Source organism: Saccharopolyspora halophila (assembly GCF_039531955.1).
GTDB classification, from domain to species: Bacteria; Actinomycetota; Actinomycetes; order Mycobacteriales; family Pseudonocardiaceae; genus Saccharopolyspora; species Saccharopolyspora halophila.
This window is the reverse complement of sequence record NZ_BAAARA010000003.1, coordinates 386,483-401,827: the sequence shown is the minus strand read 5'-3', so window position 1 is coordinate 401,827 and position 15,345 is coordinate 386,483. Positions and strand designations below refer to the sequence as shown.

The 15,345-nt window shown below is 70.9% G+C and carries 15 protein-coding genes; 2 read left to right on the top strand and 13 right to left on the bottom strand.

The genetic code is table 11. From position 1 onward, the window contains the following. The first annotated feature begins 186 nt into the window (after positions 1-186). Positions 187-657: a gamma-glutamylcyclotransferase family protein gene (locus ABD289_RS07140; protein WP_344127915.1), complete on the top strand. Its 471-nt coding sequence runs from the start codon at positions 187-189 to the stop codon at positions 655-657. Here ABD289_RS07140 and ABD289_RS07135 read toward each other — a convergent pair. From ABD289_RS07135 to mbhE, 13 genes are all read right to left on the bottom strand, one after another. Then, on the bottom strand, positions 654-2,078 hold the full coding sequence (locus ABD289_RS07135; RefSeq protein ID WP_344127913.1) for an FGGY-family carbohydrate kinase: 1,425 nt from the start codon (positions 2,076-2,078) through the stop codon (positions 654-656). The two genes, ABD289_RS07140 and ABD289_RS07135, sit on opposite strands and share 4 nt — an antisense overlap. After that, entirely contained in the window at positions 2,075-2,767 is a 693-nt protein-coding gene (locus ABD289_RS07130) for an HAD family hydrolase (RefSeq protein ID WP_344127911.1), read from the bottom strand. The genes ABD289_RS07135 and ABD289_RS07130 overlap by 4 nt, the downstream gene beginning before the upstream one ends. A gap of 88 nt (positions 2,768-2,855) precedes the next feature. Continuing rightward, positions 2,856-3,503: a hypothetical protein gene (locus ABD289_RS07125; protein ID WP_344127909.1), complete on the bottom strand. Its 648-nt coding sequence runs from the start codon at positions 3,501-3,503 to the stop codon at positions 2,856-2,858. 72 nt (positions 3,504-3,575) lie between these two features. After that, entirely contained in the window at positions 3,576-4,922 is a 1,347-nt protein-coding gene (locus ABD289_RS07120; protein ID WP_425564590.1) for an amidohydrolase, read from the bottom strand. After that, complete coding sequence (locus tag ABD289_RS07115) at positions 4,919-6,160, bottom strand: M20 family metallopeptidase (protein ID WP_344127907.1); 1,242 nt, start codon at positions 6,158-6,160, stop codon at positions 4,919-4,921. The genes ABD289_RS07120 and ABD289_RS07115 overlap by 4 nt, the downstream gene beginning before the upstream one ends. Positions 6,161-6,728: 568 nt before the next feature. Continuing rightward, on the bottom strand, positions 6,729-7,004 hold the full coding sequence (locus tag ABD289_RS07110; protein WP_344127905.1) for a hypothetical protein: 276 nt from the start codon (positions 7,002-7,004) through the stop codon (positions 6,729-6,731). Between the two features lie 218 nt (positions 7,005-7,222). Further along, positions 7,223-7,570 carry a monovalent cation/H(+) antiporter subunit G gene (mnhG, locus tag ABD289_RS07105; protein ID WP_425564600.1) on the bottom strand — a complete coding sequence of 116 codons (348 nt, stop codon included), beginning with the start codon at positions 7,568-7,570 and terminating at the stop codon, positions 7,223-7,225. Further along, positions 7,570-7,836 (bottom strand): MrpF/PhaF family protein, encoded by a 267-nt coding sequence (locus ABD289_RS07100; RefSeq protein ID WP_344127901.1) that lies wholly within the window; start codon positions 7,834-7,836, stop codon positions 7,570-7,572. Before ABD289_RS07100 ends, mnhG begins: the two co-directional genes overlap by 1 nt. Continuing rightward, entirely contained in the window at positions 7,833-8,372 is a 540-nt protein-coding gene (locus ABD289_RS07095; protein ID WP_344127899.1) for a Na+/H+ antiporter subunit E, read from the bottom strand. Before ABD289_RS07095 ends, ABD289_RS07100 begins: the two co-directional genes overlap by 4 nt. Then, a complete protein-coding gene (locus tag ABD289_RS07090) occupies positions 8,365-9,900 on the bottom strand; it encodes a Na+/H+ antiporter subunit D (RefSeq protein WP_344127897.1) in 1,536 nt (511 codons plus the stop codon). Before ABD289_RS07090 ends, ABD289_RS07095 begins: the two co-directional genes overlap by 8 nt. After that, positions 9,897-10,289: a Na(+)/H(+) antiporter subunit C gene (locus tag ABD289_RS07085; protein ID WP_344127895.1), complete on the bottom strand. Its 393-nt coding sequence runs from the start codon at positions 10,287-10,289 to the stop codon at positions 9,897-9,899. The genes ABD289_RS07090 and ABD289_RS07085 overlap by 4 nt, the downstream gene beginning before the upstream one ends. Beyond that, positions 10,286-10,825 carry an MnhB domain-containing protein gene (locus tag ABD289_RS07080; RefSeq protein ID WP_344127893.1) on the bottom strand — a complete coding sequence of 180 codons (540 nt, stop codon included), beginning with the start codon at positions 10,823-10,825 and terminating at the stop codon, positions 10,286-10,288. The genes ABD289_RS07085 and ABD289_RS07080 overlap by 4 nt, the downstream gene beginning before the upstream one ends. Next, positions 10,822-13,140 carry a hydrogen gas-evolving membrane-bound hydrogenase subunit E gene (gene mbhE, locus ABD289_RS07075; RefSeq protein WP_425564589.1) on the bottom strand — a complete coding sequence of 773 codons (2,319 nt, stop codon included), beginning with the start codon at positions 13,138-13,140 and terminating at the stop codon, positions 10,822-10,824. The genes ABD289_RS07080 and mbhE overlap by 4 nt, the downstream gene beginning before the upstream one ends. Positions 13,141-13,531: 391 nt before the next feature. On the opposite strand from mbhE, the gene ABD289_RS07070 reads away from it, so the two are divergent. After that, entirely contained in the window at positions 13,532-15,322 is a 1,791-nt protein-coding gene (locus ABD289_RS07070) for a serine/threonine-protein kinase (RefSeq protein ID WP_344127889.1), read from the top strand. Positions 15,323-15,345 lie beyond the last annotated feature (23 nt).

The following is a 15,345-nucleotide window of genomic DNA, read 5'->3' as shown; positions in this document are numbered from 1 at the left end:
CACTCCCGCACCGGGCACCGTGCGTAATCGCGCCCGAGGCCTTGATCGCGCCGAGTGGCATCCGGGCGCTCGACCCGGAGGGCGGACGCCACCGCTTCCGGCAGCGGCGAACGAATTCGCAACCAACCCCCGTTCGTGCCGTGGTCCGTTCCACCTTCTCCGCGAACGATCGTTACCCTGGTGCACGTGCCTCTGTACGCCGCGTACGGATCCAACATGGATCCGGCCCAGATGTTGAAGCGCGCACCGCATTCCCCGATGGCGGGAACCGGGTGGCTGATGGATTGGCGCCTGACCTTCGGTGGTGAGGACTACGGTTGGGAAGGCGCCCTCGCCACGATCGTCGAGCAGCCCGGCTCGCAGGTCTTCACGGTGCTCTACGACGTGAGCCCCGAAGATGAGCGGAACCTGGACAGCTGGGAGGGCGGCGAGCTCGGGATGCACAAGAAGCTGCGGCTTCGGGTGCAGACGCTCGACGGCCCGGTGCTGGCGTGGTTGTACGTGCTCGACGCCTACGAGGGCGGCCTGCCGTCGGCTCGCTACCTCGGAGTGCTCGCCGACGCGGCCGAGGCCGCCGGGGCTCCCGAGGACTACGTGGAGAAGCTGCGGATCCGTCCCTGCCACAACGTGGGGCCGGGCACGCCGCGCGACCTCTAGATCCAGCCGCGGTCGCGCAGTTCGCTGCGGAACCGCTGGTAGTTGATCTCGAGCCGCTCGTCCGGTGCCGGTTCGACGGATTCCGCGGCCGGGACCATGCTTCGCGCCGCCGTGCTCAGGTCCGGGTGCACCGTGCCGGCTGCGGCCAGCAACGCCGCGCCCAGCGCGGTTCCCGCCTCCCGCACGCGCAGCACCGGTCTGCCGAGCACGGACGCGCGGATCCCGCACCAGACCGCGCTGCGAGCGCCGCCGCCCGCGGTCCGGATCGGCCCGACGGCCGTCGCACCGAGTTCGTCCAGCCGCTCCAGCGCCAGGCGTTCGCAGAAGGCGACGCCCTCCAAACGCGCCCGGTGCTCCTCGACTCGATCTACCGGGGTGCCGAGCCGGAACGCCTCGGCGCTCGGTGCCAGGAACGGGAAGCGCTCACCGCGACCGCGCAACGGGTAGTCGACGATGTCCGCCGGTCCGCGGGCGGCGGCCGCGGCGTCCAGCTCGGGCAGCTCATCGACGGCCGCATCGGCCAGCGCTGCACCCCCGACACCGGCGGCGCCGCCCGGCAACCATCCGCCTTCGGGGTGCAGATGGCTGTAGACCGCACCCGCCGGATCGTGCACGAGCTCGCGGGCGACGCCCTTGAGCACCATGGTCGTGCCCAGCACCGTGACGAACCGGCCGACATCGACCGCGCCTGCGGCCAGCTGACCCGCGCACCCGTCGGTCATGCCCGCGCGAACCTCGCATCCGCGCGGGAGCCCGGTCGACGCGGCTGCCTCGGCGGAGACCCGTCCGAGCGGCGTCGTGGGACGCACGACCGCTGGTAGCAGGCGTTCGGGCACTTCCAAGGCCACGAAGACCTCGCTCGCCCACTCCTCGGCGACGACGTCATAACCGCTCTTGAGCGCGTGACTGGTGTCGGCCGGGACCGGGTGTCCAACCAGCTCGCGGCCGATCACCTCCGGGGTGTGGCACACCCGCTCCGTCTCGGGATGCGCGTGGGCCAGGTGGGCGATCCGGGTCAGGCCGGAACCGGCGGAGGGCGTGATGCCGGAACGCCGCCAGCGCGACTCGCCCGCCCGTCGCGCGATGCGCGCTTCGTGCTCGGCGCGCCGGTCGTCGTACATCAGCGCGGGCCCCAGCGGCCGTCCCGAGCGGTCCACCGCCACGACCGTGCCGGAGGTGGCCGCAACGGCCAGCGCCGTGATCTCCGCGCTGCGCGAGCCGAGGCCCGCGGTGCATTCGGCCAGGCAGTCGCGGACGGCGGGCCACCAGCTCCGGGCGTCCTGCTCGGATCGGGCGCCCGATCGCTCGGGTGCGGGCAGCGACCGCGAAGCCGCGGCGAGCAGATTGCCCGCCGGGTCGTGGATCTGAACCCGCGCGTTCGCGGTGGCGATGTCGACGCCTGCGACGAGCTCGCTCGTCACGAAGCCAGCCTCTCCAGCGCCTCGGGGAGTTCGGCCAGCGAGGGCACGGCCAGGTCGGGTTCGGCGAGCTGCTCCGGCGTGGGGTTCGGCGGGGCCTCGCCGCGCAGCACCCACACGGTGCGCAGCCCGACCGCCTTGGCACCGCGCACATCGGAGTCGAGCCGGTTGCCGACGTGCACCGCGCGAGCGGCGTCGACGCCGGCCTCGCGCAGGGCGTGGCGGAAGATCCGCGGGTCCGGCTTCTCCACGCCCAGCGACTCCGAGATCGCCCAGACGTCGACGTGCTCGGCGATGCCGTCCCTGCGCAGGGCCCGGACCACCGCGGTGCGCTGGTTGGCCACCAGCGCGATCCGGTAGGACGCGGCGAGCTTGCCCAGCGCGGGCAGCACGTCGTCGAACAGGCACGAAGGCGGGTACTCCCAGCGCCGGTGGGCCAGTTCGGACAGGCTCTGCCGGTGTTCCGGGGTGAAGAACCGCTGCGCGATCTTGGATCGCAGCGAGCCGCCCTGCTGCTGCCGGTGCTCGTCGTAGACGCGCTGGAACTCGTCCTCGTCCACGGTGCGACCGTCCTGCTCGGCGAGCTCCTGCGCGGCGCGCAGCAAAGCGTCCCGGTAGGCGATGTCGTCGTAGATCGGGCCGCCGACGTCGAGCAGCACCAGTTCGATCGGCTCGGATGGAGTCGTGGGCACGGGGCGTCCTTCCGCTCGATATCCGCAGTCAAAATAACATGATCGATGATCTGGTTAACAGGAATCGATGTGAAAGATACCGTTTCCATCAGGCGTCCCCGGCAGTCGCGGCGAGCGCGGGATCGACCCAGGCCAGCTCGAGCAATCCGAGTGCCCGCCGGGTACCGCGGCGATCGACGCGGCGGGCCAGTCGCTGCCCGACCAGAGCTCGGAACCGCTCGGCGCGATCACCGAGCCCGGCCAACGCCCGTTCCAAGCAATCGAGGGCTCGGCGCTCCGGGCCGGTGCACAGCAGCTCGGCGAGCGCGATGTCGAGCGCGTGCACCCGGAGCCCATCGAGCACGTCGACATCCGCCTCCCGGATCCACGACTGCCGCACCACCAGACCGGCCTGGGTGCGCAGCTCGCAGCCGTATGGAACGGTCAGGTGCACCTCGTCCGGGATCGGAGCGCAGCCGTGGAAGGCCACCGCCGTGGCCCCGGAGAGCACCGAGCGCTGGTCGGCGCGCAGCGTCGCTGCGGCCGCGCGGGCCAGCGGTTCCTCGGCCAGCGGCGCCGGGATGAGAACCCCGCGCCAGGGCTGCACCCACTCGCCCTCGCGCAGGGCCTCGGCCACGTGCTCCACGCCGAGCAGCCGTTCGGCATCACCGCGCAGCAGCGCGCCGTGCCGGGTCGGCAACGGGCTCTGCGGATCGAGAGCGGGCGGAAGCTGCGGGCAGGTTGTTCTGGTTCGCATATCCGTAAAGAGGAGCTGGAACCGCCCACAGATACACCTGCCCGCTCGATACACCCCGATCCGGTGGAGTTCTCAGCCTTCGAGCGTCTGCAGCGCGGCGTGCACCAGGGTCCGGATGCCCACGAACAGCGCCCGCTCGTCGAGGGCGAACGTCGGCTGGTGCAGGTCGAGGGTGCGCCCGGTCCCGGAGTGAACGCCCAGCCGCCCGAAGGAGCCGGGCACGTGCTCCAGGTACCAGCCGAAGTCCTCGCCGCCGGAGGACTGCGGCGTGCCCACCTGGGCCTCCGGGCCCATCGCCGTGACCACACCGGTGCGCAGCAGCTCGGTGCTGGCCGCCTCGTTGACCACCGGTGGGACGCCGCGCCGGTGCTGCAGGTCGAAGCCCACGCCGAGCGGGCTGAGCAGGCTGTGCACCAGCTCGTGCACCAGCGGTTCGAGCTTGGCCCAGGTGTCGCGATCGGCGGTGCGCAGCGTGCCGGTGAGCACGCCGTCCTGCGGGATGGCGTTGGGGGCTTCGCCCGCGTGCACCGCGCCCCAGGTGAGCACGGTCGCGGTGCGCGGGTCGACGCGACGGGACAGCAGCGTGGGCAGCCCGGTGATGACGGTTCCCAGCGCGTGCACCAGATCGCCGGTCAGGTGTGGCCGGGAGGTGTGCCCGCCCGGCGAGTTCAGCCGCAGTTCCAGCAGGTCGGTGGCCGAGGTGATGGCACCTTCCTTGATCCCGACCTGCCCGACCTCCAGCTTCGGGTCGCAGTGCAGCCCGAAGATCCGCTCCACGTCATCCAGCGCGCCGGTGGCCAGCACGTCCAGCGCACCGCCCGGCATGACCTCCTCGGCAGGCTGGAAGATCAGCCGCACCCTGCCGGGCAGCCGCGGAGCCGTCGCCAGGGCCAACGCCGCGCCCAGCACGATCGTCGTGTGCGCGTCGTGGCCGCAGGAGTGCGCTACCCCGTCCACTGTGGAGGAGAACGGCAGTCCGGTGGCCTCGGTCAGCGGTAGCGCATCGATGTCCGCGCGCAACGCGACCATGGGGCCGGAGTCACCGATGTCGCAGGTCAGACCGGTTCCTGCTGGCAGCAGCCACGGCTTGAGCCCGGCCTGGCCGAGCTGGTCGGCGAGAAAAGCGGTGGTGCGGTGCTCGGCTCGGGAGAGCTCGGGGTGCGCGTGGATGTGGCGGCGCCAGGCGAGCACGCGCTGCGCGTTCGCCGCCAGCCAGGCGTCCAGCCAGGACGGCCCGCGTCCCGCACCGAGGTCGGCCACCTCGGATTCCACATCGGACCCCATGGCCCCCATCGTGCTGTCCAACTGCGCGGACGGCTCGTCGGTCGCCAGCAAGATCGTCTGCGCGGCGGAAGGAATCTCCGCCGCGCCCCGCTCCTCGTCCCGCGGGTCCGGGCCGCGGGAATCCACCACGGTCACGCCGTGCCTCCAGACGTGTGGTTCTGTTCAGTTGCTCGGTCACGCGCACCGGCCAGCAGTCGCTCGCGCTGCGCACCAATGGTCGCCGCGGCCAGCGCGGTCCAGGCCATCGCCACCGCGCCGTCGAGCACCGCCCGATCCGCGGACGGAGTGGCGCAGGCGGCGGCGAACTCCGCCTGGTGGTTGACCGCGTCGCCGCAGTCCACCGCGATCATCGGGTGGATCGCGGGCAGGGCCCGGGTCACGTTGCCCATGTCGGTGCTGCCGATGACCCGGTCTCGCTCAACACTCCGATCGAGCGGGTTTCGCCCGAGCTCGGTGATCGCGCGGCGGTACTGCTCCGACAGCCAGTGGTCCGGATCCAGCTCCGCGTACACCGGGGACACCTGCACGATCTCGTGCGAGCACCCGGTCGCCGTGGCGCCGGCCTCGAAGCAGGACCGGATGCGGTTCTCCAGGCGTCGCAGGGAGCTCTCCTCCGCAGCGCGAAGGTTGTAGACCGCCGCGGTGCGCGCGGGCACGATGTTCGGCGCCGCGCCACCCTCCGTAACGATACCGTGCACCATTTGTCGCGGCTCCAGGTGCTGCCGCAGCAGCCCGACCGCCACCTGCATGACGGTCAGCGCGTCGGCAGCGTTGCGGCCCAGTTCCGGCGCGGAGGCGGCGTGCGCGGCGCGACCGGTGTAGCGCACCTCGAGGTCGTTGATCGCCAGCGACGCCGGGCGGCAGATCTCCTCCGGACCCGGATGCACCATCGCCGCCAGCGCGAGGTCGTCGAAGACGCCTTCGCGCAGCATGACGACCTTGCCCCCGCCGACCTCCTCGGCCGGCGTGCCGATCAGCCGCACGGTCAATCCCGCCTCGTCGGCCACCCGGGCGAGCGCGAGCGCGGCGCCGACCCCAGCGGCGGCGATGACGTTGTGCCCGCAGGCGTGTCCGACCTGCGGCAGCGCGTCGTACTCGGCGCAGATCCCGACGACCAGTTCACCGGTGCCGTACTCGCCGATCAGCGCGGTCTCCAGGCCCGCGACCGGAGCTCGCACGCGGAAGCCACGTCGCGCCAGCACATCGGCGACCTTGGCCGAGGCTCGGTGCTCCTCGAAGGAGAGCTCGGGATCGGCGTGAATACCGCGGGAGAGCCCCACCAGTTCGGCCTCGGCATCGTCCACGGCGGCTCGGCAGTGGTCGCGCAGCGCTGCCTGCGGCGCGGATTCGTCGGCGGGCGGGGTGGTACGCATTTGCACCCATCCTGCCGCAGCGAGATCCGTCCCGCGCTGCGGAGATGGGCCGCGACGACAACCGGTACCCACCTTGCGCCGAACGGGTGGTTCTTCTTCACCCGGGCCGATTACTGGCACAAAAGAATCCGGCCACCTCATACTTTTGAGTGAGCCAGCAAATGATACGGACAAAACGTCAATTGCTGGTTCGAAATTGGTCGAACTCGAGGCGGGACCGCAAAGGTCGCCCGACCGGCCGGACAGCACGCCGCGCCGCTCCAGCCAGGAGTTCGATCGGAGTTCGAGGCGCTCGAGAGACCGCCGGAAGGACCGATCCGGCAACCGCAGCGCCGATTCCGCGCCACGAGAAATAGGTGTGGGCCGGCACCGGTCGGGGGGCTTCCCGGTGCCGGCCCACGTCTTCGCGGGCTACTCACCCGAAACCACGCGGTCGGCTGACTAATGCTCCGCGCGCACGATCACTTATGAAAATCCCACAGGTTCGTCGTCAGGTCTAGTCCATGGCGAGAATTCGCGCCGGGGAATCGGCGTGGAAACCGCTCGCTCACCGAGTTTTCCCGCGCCGTTACTTCTTCTTCCACTCGACGAACAGGACCGGCTTCTTGCGCAGCCTGCGACTGACCAGGACCGCGCCGATGAGCACCAGCCCGGCCACCCCGAGGATGGTTCGCCGCTCGCGTTCGGCGGGCGTCTCGCCCCCCGGCTGCTGACCGGGTGCGGGCTGCTGGGCGACCACCACGGCCGCGGGGGCGGGCTCCGCCGACGCGGCCGGTGCCACCGGCGTGAACAACAGGGATAACCCGATCGCGACTCCGGCGAGCAGGCGGCCGATCCGCCTCATGCTGGCTCCACATCCTTCTGCGCCACGTCGGCACACCACCGACGCTTCCGTGGTAACCCGTACCGGTCTATTTGATCATATTGACCGCTGTCAGTGACCGGCCGTGGTCAACTTGCCCAATCGGGACGGTTCTAGATCGACCCTCGGCGGACAACCGCCAGTTCAGCGACCAACAACGGGGGGACCCGGCGGCGGACGCCCGGGGTCGGCGCAGACCGTCAACCGCTGCGGTGACGCTCGGCCTCGATGCGCTCGCCCAACTCGTCGATGATCAGGGTGTCGCGCTTGATGCTGTCGGTGCGGTAGGCGGCGCGGCCGATCAGCTGCGCCAGCACCGGTGCCGTCAGCATCTGGAAGAGACCGACCAGGATCAGCCCCGTGGCCAGGCTGAAGTTGAGCTGGACCGCGGTGCCCACGAGGATCAGCAGCAGTCCGAGCGTCTGCGGTTTGGTGGCCGCCTGCAGGCGCGCGGTGACGTCCGGGAAGGTCAGCAGCCCGATCGCGCCGAACAGGCAGGACAGCGCACCACCGATCAAGCAGATCGCGGAGAACACGTCGAGGACGATCACCGGTAGGGCTCCCTTCGCTCGGTCAGCCGGGCCGCGCTGATCGAGCCGATGAAGGCGAGCAACGCGAACGCGGCGAGCAGCGCGATGTTCGAGCCGTCCTGCTGCCAGCCCATGCCCGCGCAGGTCGCGGCGACGATGAGGGTGACCAGCACGTCGACCGAGACGATCCGGTCCAGGGTCGTGCTCCCGCGCAGCAACCGGACGACCACCAGCAGCCCGGCGACGGCGAGCAACGCCAGCGTCGTCAGAAATACCCAGGTCATCCGGCCTCCCGCACGAGTTCCCGCTCGGCCGCCGAGCCGACGGCCGAGACCACGAAGTGTTCGAGGCGGGCGACCTCGCGGCGCACCGACTCCTCTCCGTCGAGGCAGAGCGCGTAGACGTAGCAGATCCGGTTGGCCCGATCGATCTGCAGCACGAACTGGCCGGGCGCCAGCGAGATCGCGCTGGCCACCAGCGCCGTGAGGTGATCGGAGTCGATGCGCAGCCGGGCACCGACGATGCCCGCCGTGGCGTTCGGGCCGAACCGCAGCGCCTGCCAGGTCACCCGCATCGTGGACACGACCAGGTCCCAGCCCAGATAGCCGATCAGCCGCAGCAGCGGCAGCGGGCGCACGACCATGCCGGTCCGGATGGGCGGCAGCGGGAACAGCAGGCTCACCAGCGCCGCGACGACCAGGCCGAACAGCAGCGTGCCGAGATCGAAGGTTCCCCACAGCAGCACCCAGACCAGCGTCAGCCAGATCATCAGCGGGACCCGGCGCAGCAGCCGCTTCCCGCGGGTGAGTCGCTTAGCCATGACGATCACCTCCCAGCACCGCGCTGCGATAGGTGTCGGCGTGCATCAGGTCGCTCGCCGCGCGCCCGCTGATCCCGGCGAGCGGGCCGGCTAGCACCGCGATGACCACGCTGGTCGCCACCAGCACCCCGGTCGCCATCAGCATCGGACGGCTCGAGCTGGCGGTGCCCACGATCAGCTCGTCGGTGGGGTCCGGGTCCGGTGCGGGCGCTTTGACCTGTCCCCAGAACGCCCGGGTCCACACCCTGGCCATCGCGTAGAGGCTGAGCAGGCTGGTCAGCACGGCCGTCGCGGTGACCGCGTAGGCGGCGATCGTCCCGGCGTTCACACCTGCCTGCAGCAGGGCGAGCTTGGCGACGAAACCGGAGAACGGCGGCACCCCCGCCAGGCTCAGCGCGGGCAGCGCGAACAGCACGCCGATCAGCGGCGCAGCCTTCGCCAGCCCGCCCATCCTGGTGAGCGCGACGGTGCCGGTGTGCCGCGTGATGATCCCGCTGACCAGGAACAACGTCGCCTGCACGGTGATGTGGTGGACGACGTAGAGGATCACGCCGGTCAGGCCCAGCACGTCGTAGACGCCGAGGCCGAACAGCATGTAACCGATGTGGCTGACCAGCAGGAAGGACAGCAGCCGGTTGAGGTCGTTCTGCGCGAGCGCGCCGAGCGCACCGACGATCATGGTGATCAGCGCGATGCCCAGCATCAGCTTCCAGCTGGACGCGTGCGAGAACACCAGCGTCTGGGTCCGGATCAGCGCGTAGATGCCGACCTTGGTGAGCAGGCCCGCGAACACCGCGGTGACCGGAGCTGGCGCGGTCGGATAGCTGTCCGGCAACCAGAAGTGCAGCGGAACCATCGCGGCCTTCACGCCGAAGACGATCACCACCAGCAGCGCCAGCGCGGTCTGCAGACCGTCGGGCAGCTCGTGCACCTTCTGCCCGAGATCGGCCAGGTTGACCGTGCCGGTGGAGGCGTACACCAGCGCGATCATGGTGATGAACAGCAGCGAGGAGGCCAGGCTCACGATCGTGTAGGTCATGCTGGCGCGCACCCGCTCGGCCTTGGTGCGGCGCGTGATGAGCACGTACGAGGAGCTGAGCATGATCTCGAAGGCCACGAACAGGTTGAACAGGTCGCCGGTGAGGTAGGCCAGCGACACCCCCGCGCACAGCATCAGGTACATCGGGTGGAAGGTGGTGCTGGAGGCCTCCCGTCCGTAGTCGGTGATGCGCTGGCCGATCGAGTAGATCAGCACCGCGAAGGTCACCACCGAGGACACCAGCAGCAGCAGCGCCGACAGCCGGTCGGCGATCAGGGTGATGCCGAACGGGGCGGGCCAGGCGCCCATCTGCAGCACGACCGGCCCCGAGGTGTCGGCAAGGTACAGCAGCGCGGCGGCGTCGGCGATGATCGCCCCCAGCACCAGCAGTCCGAGCAGGCGCTGCACGTCGGCGTACGCGCCGAGGGCGAGGGTGAGCCCGGCGGCGGCCAGCGGTAGCAGCACGGGCAGCGCGACCAGAACCGTCACGCGGCCTCCTCCTCTTCCTCTTCGACCTGCCGGCGTTCGAGCCGCTGGATGCGCCGGTCCTCGACGTCGTCGCGCACCTCGTCGTGACCCAGCAGCGTCCAGGACCGGTAGGCCAGGGCGAGCAGGAACGTGGTGAGCGCGAAGGTGATCACGATCGCGGTCAGCGCCATCGCTTGCGGCAGCGGATCAGTCATCTGCTCCGGGCTCGCGCTGGTGAGCATCGGCGCCCGCCCGGGCGGGCCGCCCGCGGTCTGCAGCAGCAGGTTGGAACCGTGCCCGAGGATCACGATGCCGAGCAGCACGCGCATCAGGGAGCGCTGCATCAGCAGGTAGAAGCCGACCGAGTACAGCACCGCCACCACGACGGCCAGCGTCAGGTTGATCGTCATGGTTGCCCCCTCGCCGCGGCGTCGGCGTCGGACTCGATGCCCGAGCCCAGGGTGCGCAGCAGGTCCAGCACGACGCCGACGATCAGCAGGTACACGCCGCTGTCGAGCACCAGGCTGGAGACGAACTTGACCTCGCCGATGGCTGGCAGCGCGAGCTTGTAGATCGCGCTCTGCAGCGGAGCGCCGCCGAATGCCAGCGGCAGCAGCGCCGCCGAGGTGGCCAGGGTGAGCCCAGTGCCGATGAGCACCGGCGGCCGCATCGACACGATCGCGCTGTCGTCCATTCGGCCACCGGCCAGGTAGCGCAGCACGAACGCCTGCCCGGCCACCAGTCCGCCGCTGAAGCCGCCGCCCGCCCGGTCGTGCCCGGCGAAGAGCAGGTAGATCGACAGCACCAGCACGGTCGGGAACACGATGCGCGCGGCCAGCTCCAGCAGCATCGAGCGCTTGGCGCCCTCGCGCCGGAAGCCGGACAGCAACCAGCGTTCGGTCGGCGCGTCCCACTCCGACCAGTCCGGATTGCGAGAAGTCTTCATTCACCGGCCTCCTGGTTGGCGACGCGGGTGCTACGCCTCCGGCGTTCGTGCCGGGAAGCGAGGATGAGGCTGGCCACGCCGGTCGCGGCGACCGCCAGCACGGCGATCTCGCCCACGGTGTCGAAGGCCCGGAAGTCCACGAGGATCGCGTTGACCACGTTCGTCGCGCCCGCGCCCTTCTCGGCGTGCTCGATGAAGTAGTCGCTGGCCTCCGGCGGATGTCTGCGCGCGGCGCTGAACACGATCGCGGCCAGCGCGACGAACACGCCCGCTCCGGTCGCGATGATGGCCTTGGGCAGGCCGAACAGCTTCGCCGTGTCGGTCTCGGTGAACCGCTCGGGCAGGCGGCGCAGCACGAAGACGAACGCCACGATGGTCAGCGTCTCCACCAGGAACTGGGCCAGCGCCAGGTCCGGCGCGCCGTCCACGATGAACAGCCCGCCGATGCCGTAGCCGACGACGCCGACCAGCAGCACCGCGGTGAGCCTGCGCTGCGCGCGCAACACCGCCAGCGCCCCGACGACCACTCCCGCGGCCAGCGGGAGCTGCATCAGCGAGTCGTAACCGCGCAGGTCGTCCGGGACGGTGGTGCGCAGCACCAGCGCGGTGCCCGGCACGGCCAGCACGGTCAGCAGGATGATGCCGACGTAGGTCGGCAGCGAACCGACCTGGGTGCGGGCCGTGACAGCGACGGCTACGCGTTCCAGCAGTCCGGTGATCCGTTCGTAGGTGCGCTGGGCGTTGAGCGGTTTTGGCCAGCGAGCGCGCAGCGCGGTGAGCGGGTCGCGGTACACGTGCAGCACGACACCACCGGCCAGCGCGATCACCGATAGCACCAGGGGTGGGTTGAGACCGTGCCACAGCGCCAGGTGGTAGGGCTTGGCCGGGGAGGGGAAGGACTTCGCGAAGGCCCCGGCGAGCGCGTCGACCAGCGGGTATCCGATGCCCAGCGCGAGCCCGGCCAGCGCGGGCAGCGCGGCCGGGATCAGCGCCTGCAGCTCGCCGGGCTTGATGGTGCTCGGCGCGGGCAGCGCCTTGGTGGTGAAGGTGCCCAGCCACATCCGCAGCGTGTAGCCCGCGGTGAGCATCGAGCCGAGCACCAGCCCGGCGAGGATCACCGGGTCGTGGAAGGCGCTGAAGGCGGCTTCCTTGCCGAGGAAGCCCAGCAGCGGCGGGAGTCCGGCCATCGAGGCGGCGGCGAGCGCAGCCACGATCGCCAGCGCGGGCTGCGCGCGGCCGAACCCGGAGAGCTTGCGGATGTCGCGGGTGCCGGCCTGGTGGTCGACCATGCCCACGACCAGGAACAGCGTTGCCTTGAACAGGCCGTGCGCGAGCAGCATGGTGGCCCCGGCCAGCTCGGCGTCGTGACTGCCCGCGCCGAAGAGCACCATCAGGAACCCGAGCTGGCTGACCGTTCCGTAGGCCAGCAATCGCTTGAGGTCGTGCTCGTGCAGCGCGCGCCATCCGCCGAAGATCATGGTGGCCAGGCCGAAGACCGCGGTCGGCCAGCGCCACTCGGGCAGCGCGCCGAAGACGGGGCCAAGTCGCGCGACCAGGAAGACACCGGCCTTGACCATCGAGGCGGCGTGCAGGTACGCGCTGATCGGGGTGGGCGCGACCATCGCGGCGGGGAGCCAGTTGTGGAACGGCAGCTGGGCGGACTTGGTGAACGCGCCGACGAGGATCAGCAGCGCCGCGACGGTGATCGCCGGACCGGTCGGCGGGTTCGCGGCGAGTTCGGAGATGCGGTAGGTGCCCGCGGTCTCGCCGAGCAGGACGAAGCCGAGCAGCATCACCAGGCCGCCGAGCGTGGTGATCATCAGCGCCTGCAGCGCGGAGCGGCGGGATTCGCGACTGATGCCCGCCTGCCCGACCAGCAGGAACGAGCAGATCGTCGTGAGTTCCCAGAAGACGTAGACGGTGATCAGGTCGTCGGCGAGGACGAGCCCGAGCATGGCGCCCGCGAACCCGAGCAGCAGCGGCGCGGACCGGCGGGCGTCACCGCGGTCGCGCGGGAAGTAGGCGTCGGCGTAGATCAGGATCAGCGCGCCCAGCCCGGAGACCAGGATGATCATCAGCACGGCCAGCGCGTCGAGCCGGAAATCCAGGTTCAGGCCGATCAGCGGCGCCCACTGCACGGTCTCGGCCGGTGTCCGCCCGGCCAGCACTCCGGGCGTCCGCGTCAGGGCCCACGCGCCTGCGGCAGCCGGCGGCAGCGCCGCGATCAGGAACGCCGCTCGGGTGTCCCGGCGGGCGATCGCGGGCAGGAACAGGGCCGTCACCAGGTGCGCGAGGACGAAGCCGAGCAAGGACACCTCCCTATTCCCGTACGCCGGACCCGCCGACCGAGGCCACCGGGATTGTTCGCCACCGCCATCGCGCGCGCACCGCGACGCGCCACGCGCCTCCGCAAAGCACCGCTGCGGTCATCGGGCGGAGGGCGGGCCGGCCCCGAGAGGTCCGATCGCTGATCAACCTATCTGTCCCGGCCGCGTCCCGGCTAAATCGGACACGCTGCTGCCGAGCTCGCATCGGAGCGGATTTCGGTTGGCGTGAAAGGGCTTCACGTTGTTTCGTGAGGAGTGGAGCCGCACCGCGCGAGTGGGATTATTCACGAGGAGTAACGTGCTCGGGCACGCGCGATGCCCTCCGGGCGCGGATTCCGGCATCGATCCGAGCGGTTCGCCTTCGAAGCCCGGAGCGAAGGTGGAAAATGTGATCGTGCCCGCCGAAAGCCAAGACACCCTCGCCGGCGCAGGCCGGCTGATCGCAGACCGATACCGCCTGGAGCGCAAGCTCGGCGGCGGCGCGATGGGCCGCGTCTGGTACGCCACCGACGAGCTGCTGCAACGGCCGGTCGCGATCAAGGAGATCAAACTCGCCCCGGGCGTGCCCGCGGAGGAAGCCGCGGAGCTGCGCGAACGAGCGCTGCGCGAGGCGCGCGCCATCGCGGTCCTGTCCCACCCGAACGTGGTGACGCTCTACGACGTCGCGCGCGAGGACGGCGAGCCGTTCGTGGTCATGGAGCTCGTGCCGTCGCAGAGCCTGGCGGCGATCCTCGACGAGCACGGTCCGCTCGACGACCAGCAGCTCGCGGTGATCTGCGATGGTGTCGCGGCCGGTCTCGACGCCGCGCACCGGTCCGGGATCGTGCACCGCGACGTCAAGCCGGGCAACGTGCTCATCGGCGACGACGGCAGGCTGAAGGTCAGCGACTTCGGCATCTCGCGCAACGTCGCCGAACACACCATCACCAGCACCGGCATCCTGCTGGGCACCCCGGCGTTCATCGCCCCGGAGGTCGCCGAGGGCGAGGCGGTCACCGCGGCAGCGGACCTGTGGGGGCTGGGCACCACGCTGTTCGCCGCCACCGAGGGGCGCCCGCCCTACGACGTGGACAACGATCCGCTGGCCACGATCAACGAGGTCGTGCACGGACCGGTCCCGGAGATCCGGCGGCAGGGCCCGATCGGTGAGGTGCTGACCGGGCTGATGGTCAAGGACCCGGCGGAGCGGATGCCGCTCAACGAGGCGCGGCGGCGCGTTCAGCACCTGCTCCCCGAACCCGGAGCCCGGCCGTTCGGGATGCTGCTCGACCCGCAGGCACCGACGGTGCGGGTGCGCAAGCAGGTGGTGCAGCACCCTGACCAGAACGCCGCACAGCCGAATCCGGAGCCACATCCGCCGGAGAACCCGCAAGCGCCCTCGGAGCATCCCGGCACGAGCGCCGAGCCGAGCGCGCCCGCCCCGCTGGCCGCCGATCCCGGACCGCCTCCGTTCCCGTTGCAGGATCCGCCGGCCAAGTCGCGCACGAGGCGCCGGTCGGTGCCCGCGACGATCGGGCTGGTGCTGGTCGCGGTGCTGCTGTTCGCCTTCGCGCTGGTGGGCGGGTTCGCCACCACCAGGCTCGCGGCGGGCAAGCCACCGCTGCCGGACGTGCCGGGCATCTGGTCGCCCTCCGACTCCGCGACGCGGCAGCCGTCCGAGCCGCTCGCGCTGGCCCCCTACCAGGACCGGGCCAAGCACACCGACGCGCCGTCCGGCGGGGCGTTCGGCATCCGAGCACCCGCCGAACCCGGCTGGCGAACGTTCCACAGCGAGCGCAACGACATCGCCAACAGCGCGGTCGTCTCGTTCGTCTCCCCGGACGGCGCCACCGAGGCCGCCGTCCAGCGCTACGGCGACTACTTCGACGACGGCGCGACGATGCGGGAGTTCGAGGACCAGCTCGCCAGCGAGCTGAGCGGGCAGTTCACCGCGCTGCAGGTGGACAGCGCCACGGGCGCGGGCGACAGCAGGCGGATCTCCTACACCACCAGCGTCCGCCCGGTGTTCACCACCGCCAAGAGCCTCGTCACCCGACACACGGTCGCGGCCCCGCTCAAGCGCGGCGACGACCTCTGGGTGATCCGCGTGACCGGTCCCACCGGCGAGGACGACGCGCAGGAACGGCTGCTGGACAGGATCGTCCCGACCTTCCAGACGACCGCCGACTGACGCCCCGACCACCAGCGATCACT

What these genes read in the sequence shown, in the direction of transcription:
- ABD289_RS07080 (WP_344127893.1), bottom strand. Translation starts at nt 10,825, where the DNA reads ATGAAGACTTCTCGCAATCCGGACTGGTCGGAGTGGGACGCGCCGACC.
- ABD289_RS07085 (WP_344127895.1), bottom strand. Translation starts at nt 10,289, where the DNA reads ATGACGATCAACCTGACGCTGGCCGTCGTGGTGGCGGTGCTGTACTCG.
- ABD289_RS07125 (WP_344127909.1), bottom strand. Translation starts at nt 3,503, where the DNA reads ATGCGAACCAGAACAACCTGCCCGCAGCTTCCGCCCGCTCTCGATCCG.
- ABD289_RS07095 (WP_344127899.1), bottom strand. Translation starts at nt 8,372, where the DNA reads ATGGCTAAGCGACTCACCCGCGGGAAGCGGCTGCTGCGCCGGGTCCCG.
- ABD289_RS07110 (WP_344127905.1), bottom strand. Translation starts at nt 7,004, where the DNA reads ATGAGGCGGATCGGCCGCCTGCTCGCCGGAGTCGCGATCGGGTTATCC.
- ABD289_RS07115 (WP_344127907.1), bottom strand. Translation starts at nt 6,160, where the DNA reads ATGCGTACCACCCCGCCCGCCGACGAATCCGCGCCGCAGGCAGCGCTG.
- ABD289_RS07100 (WP_344127901.1), bottom strand. Translation starts at nt 7,836, where the DNA reads ATGACCTGGGTATTTCTGACGACGCTGGCGTTGCTCGCCGTCGCCGGG.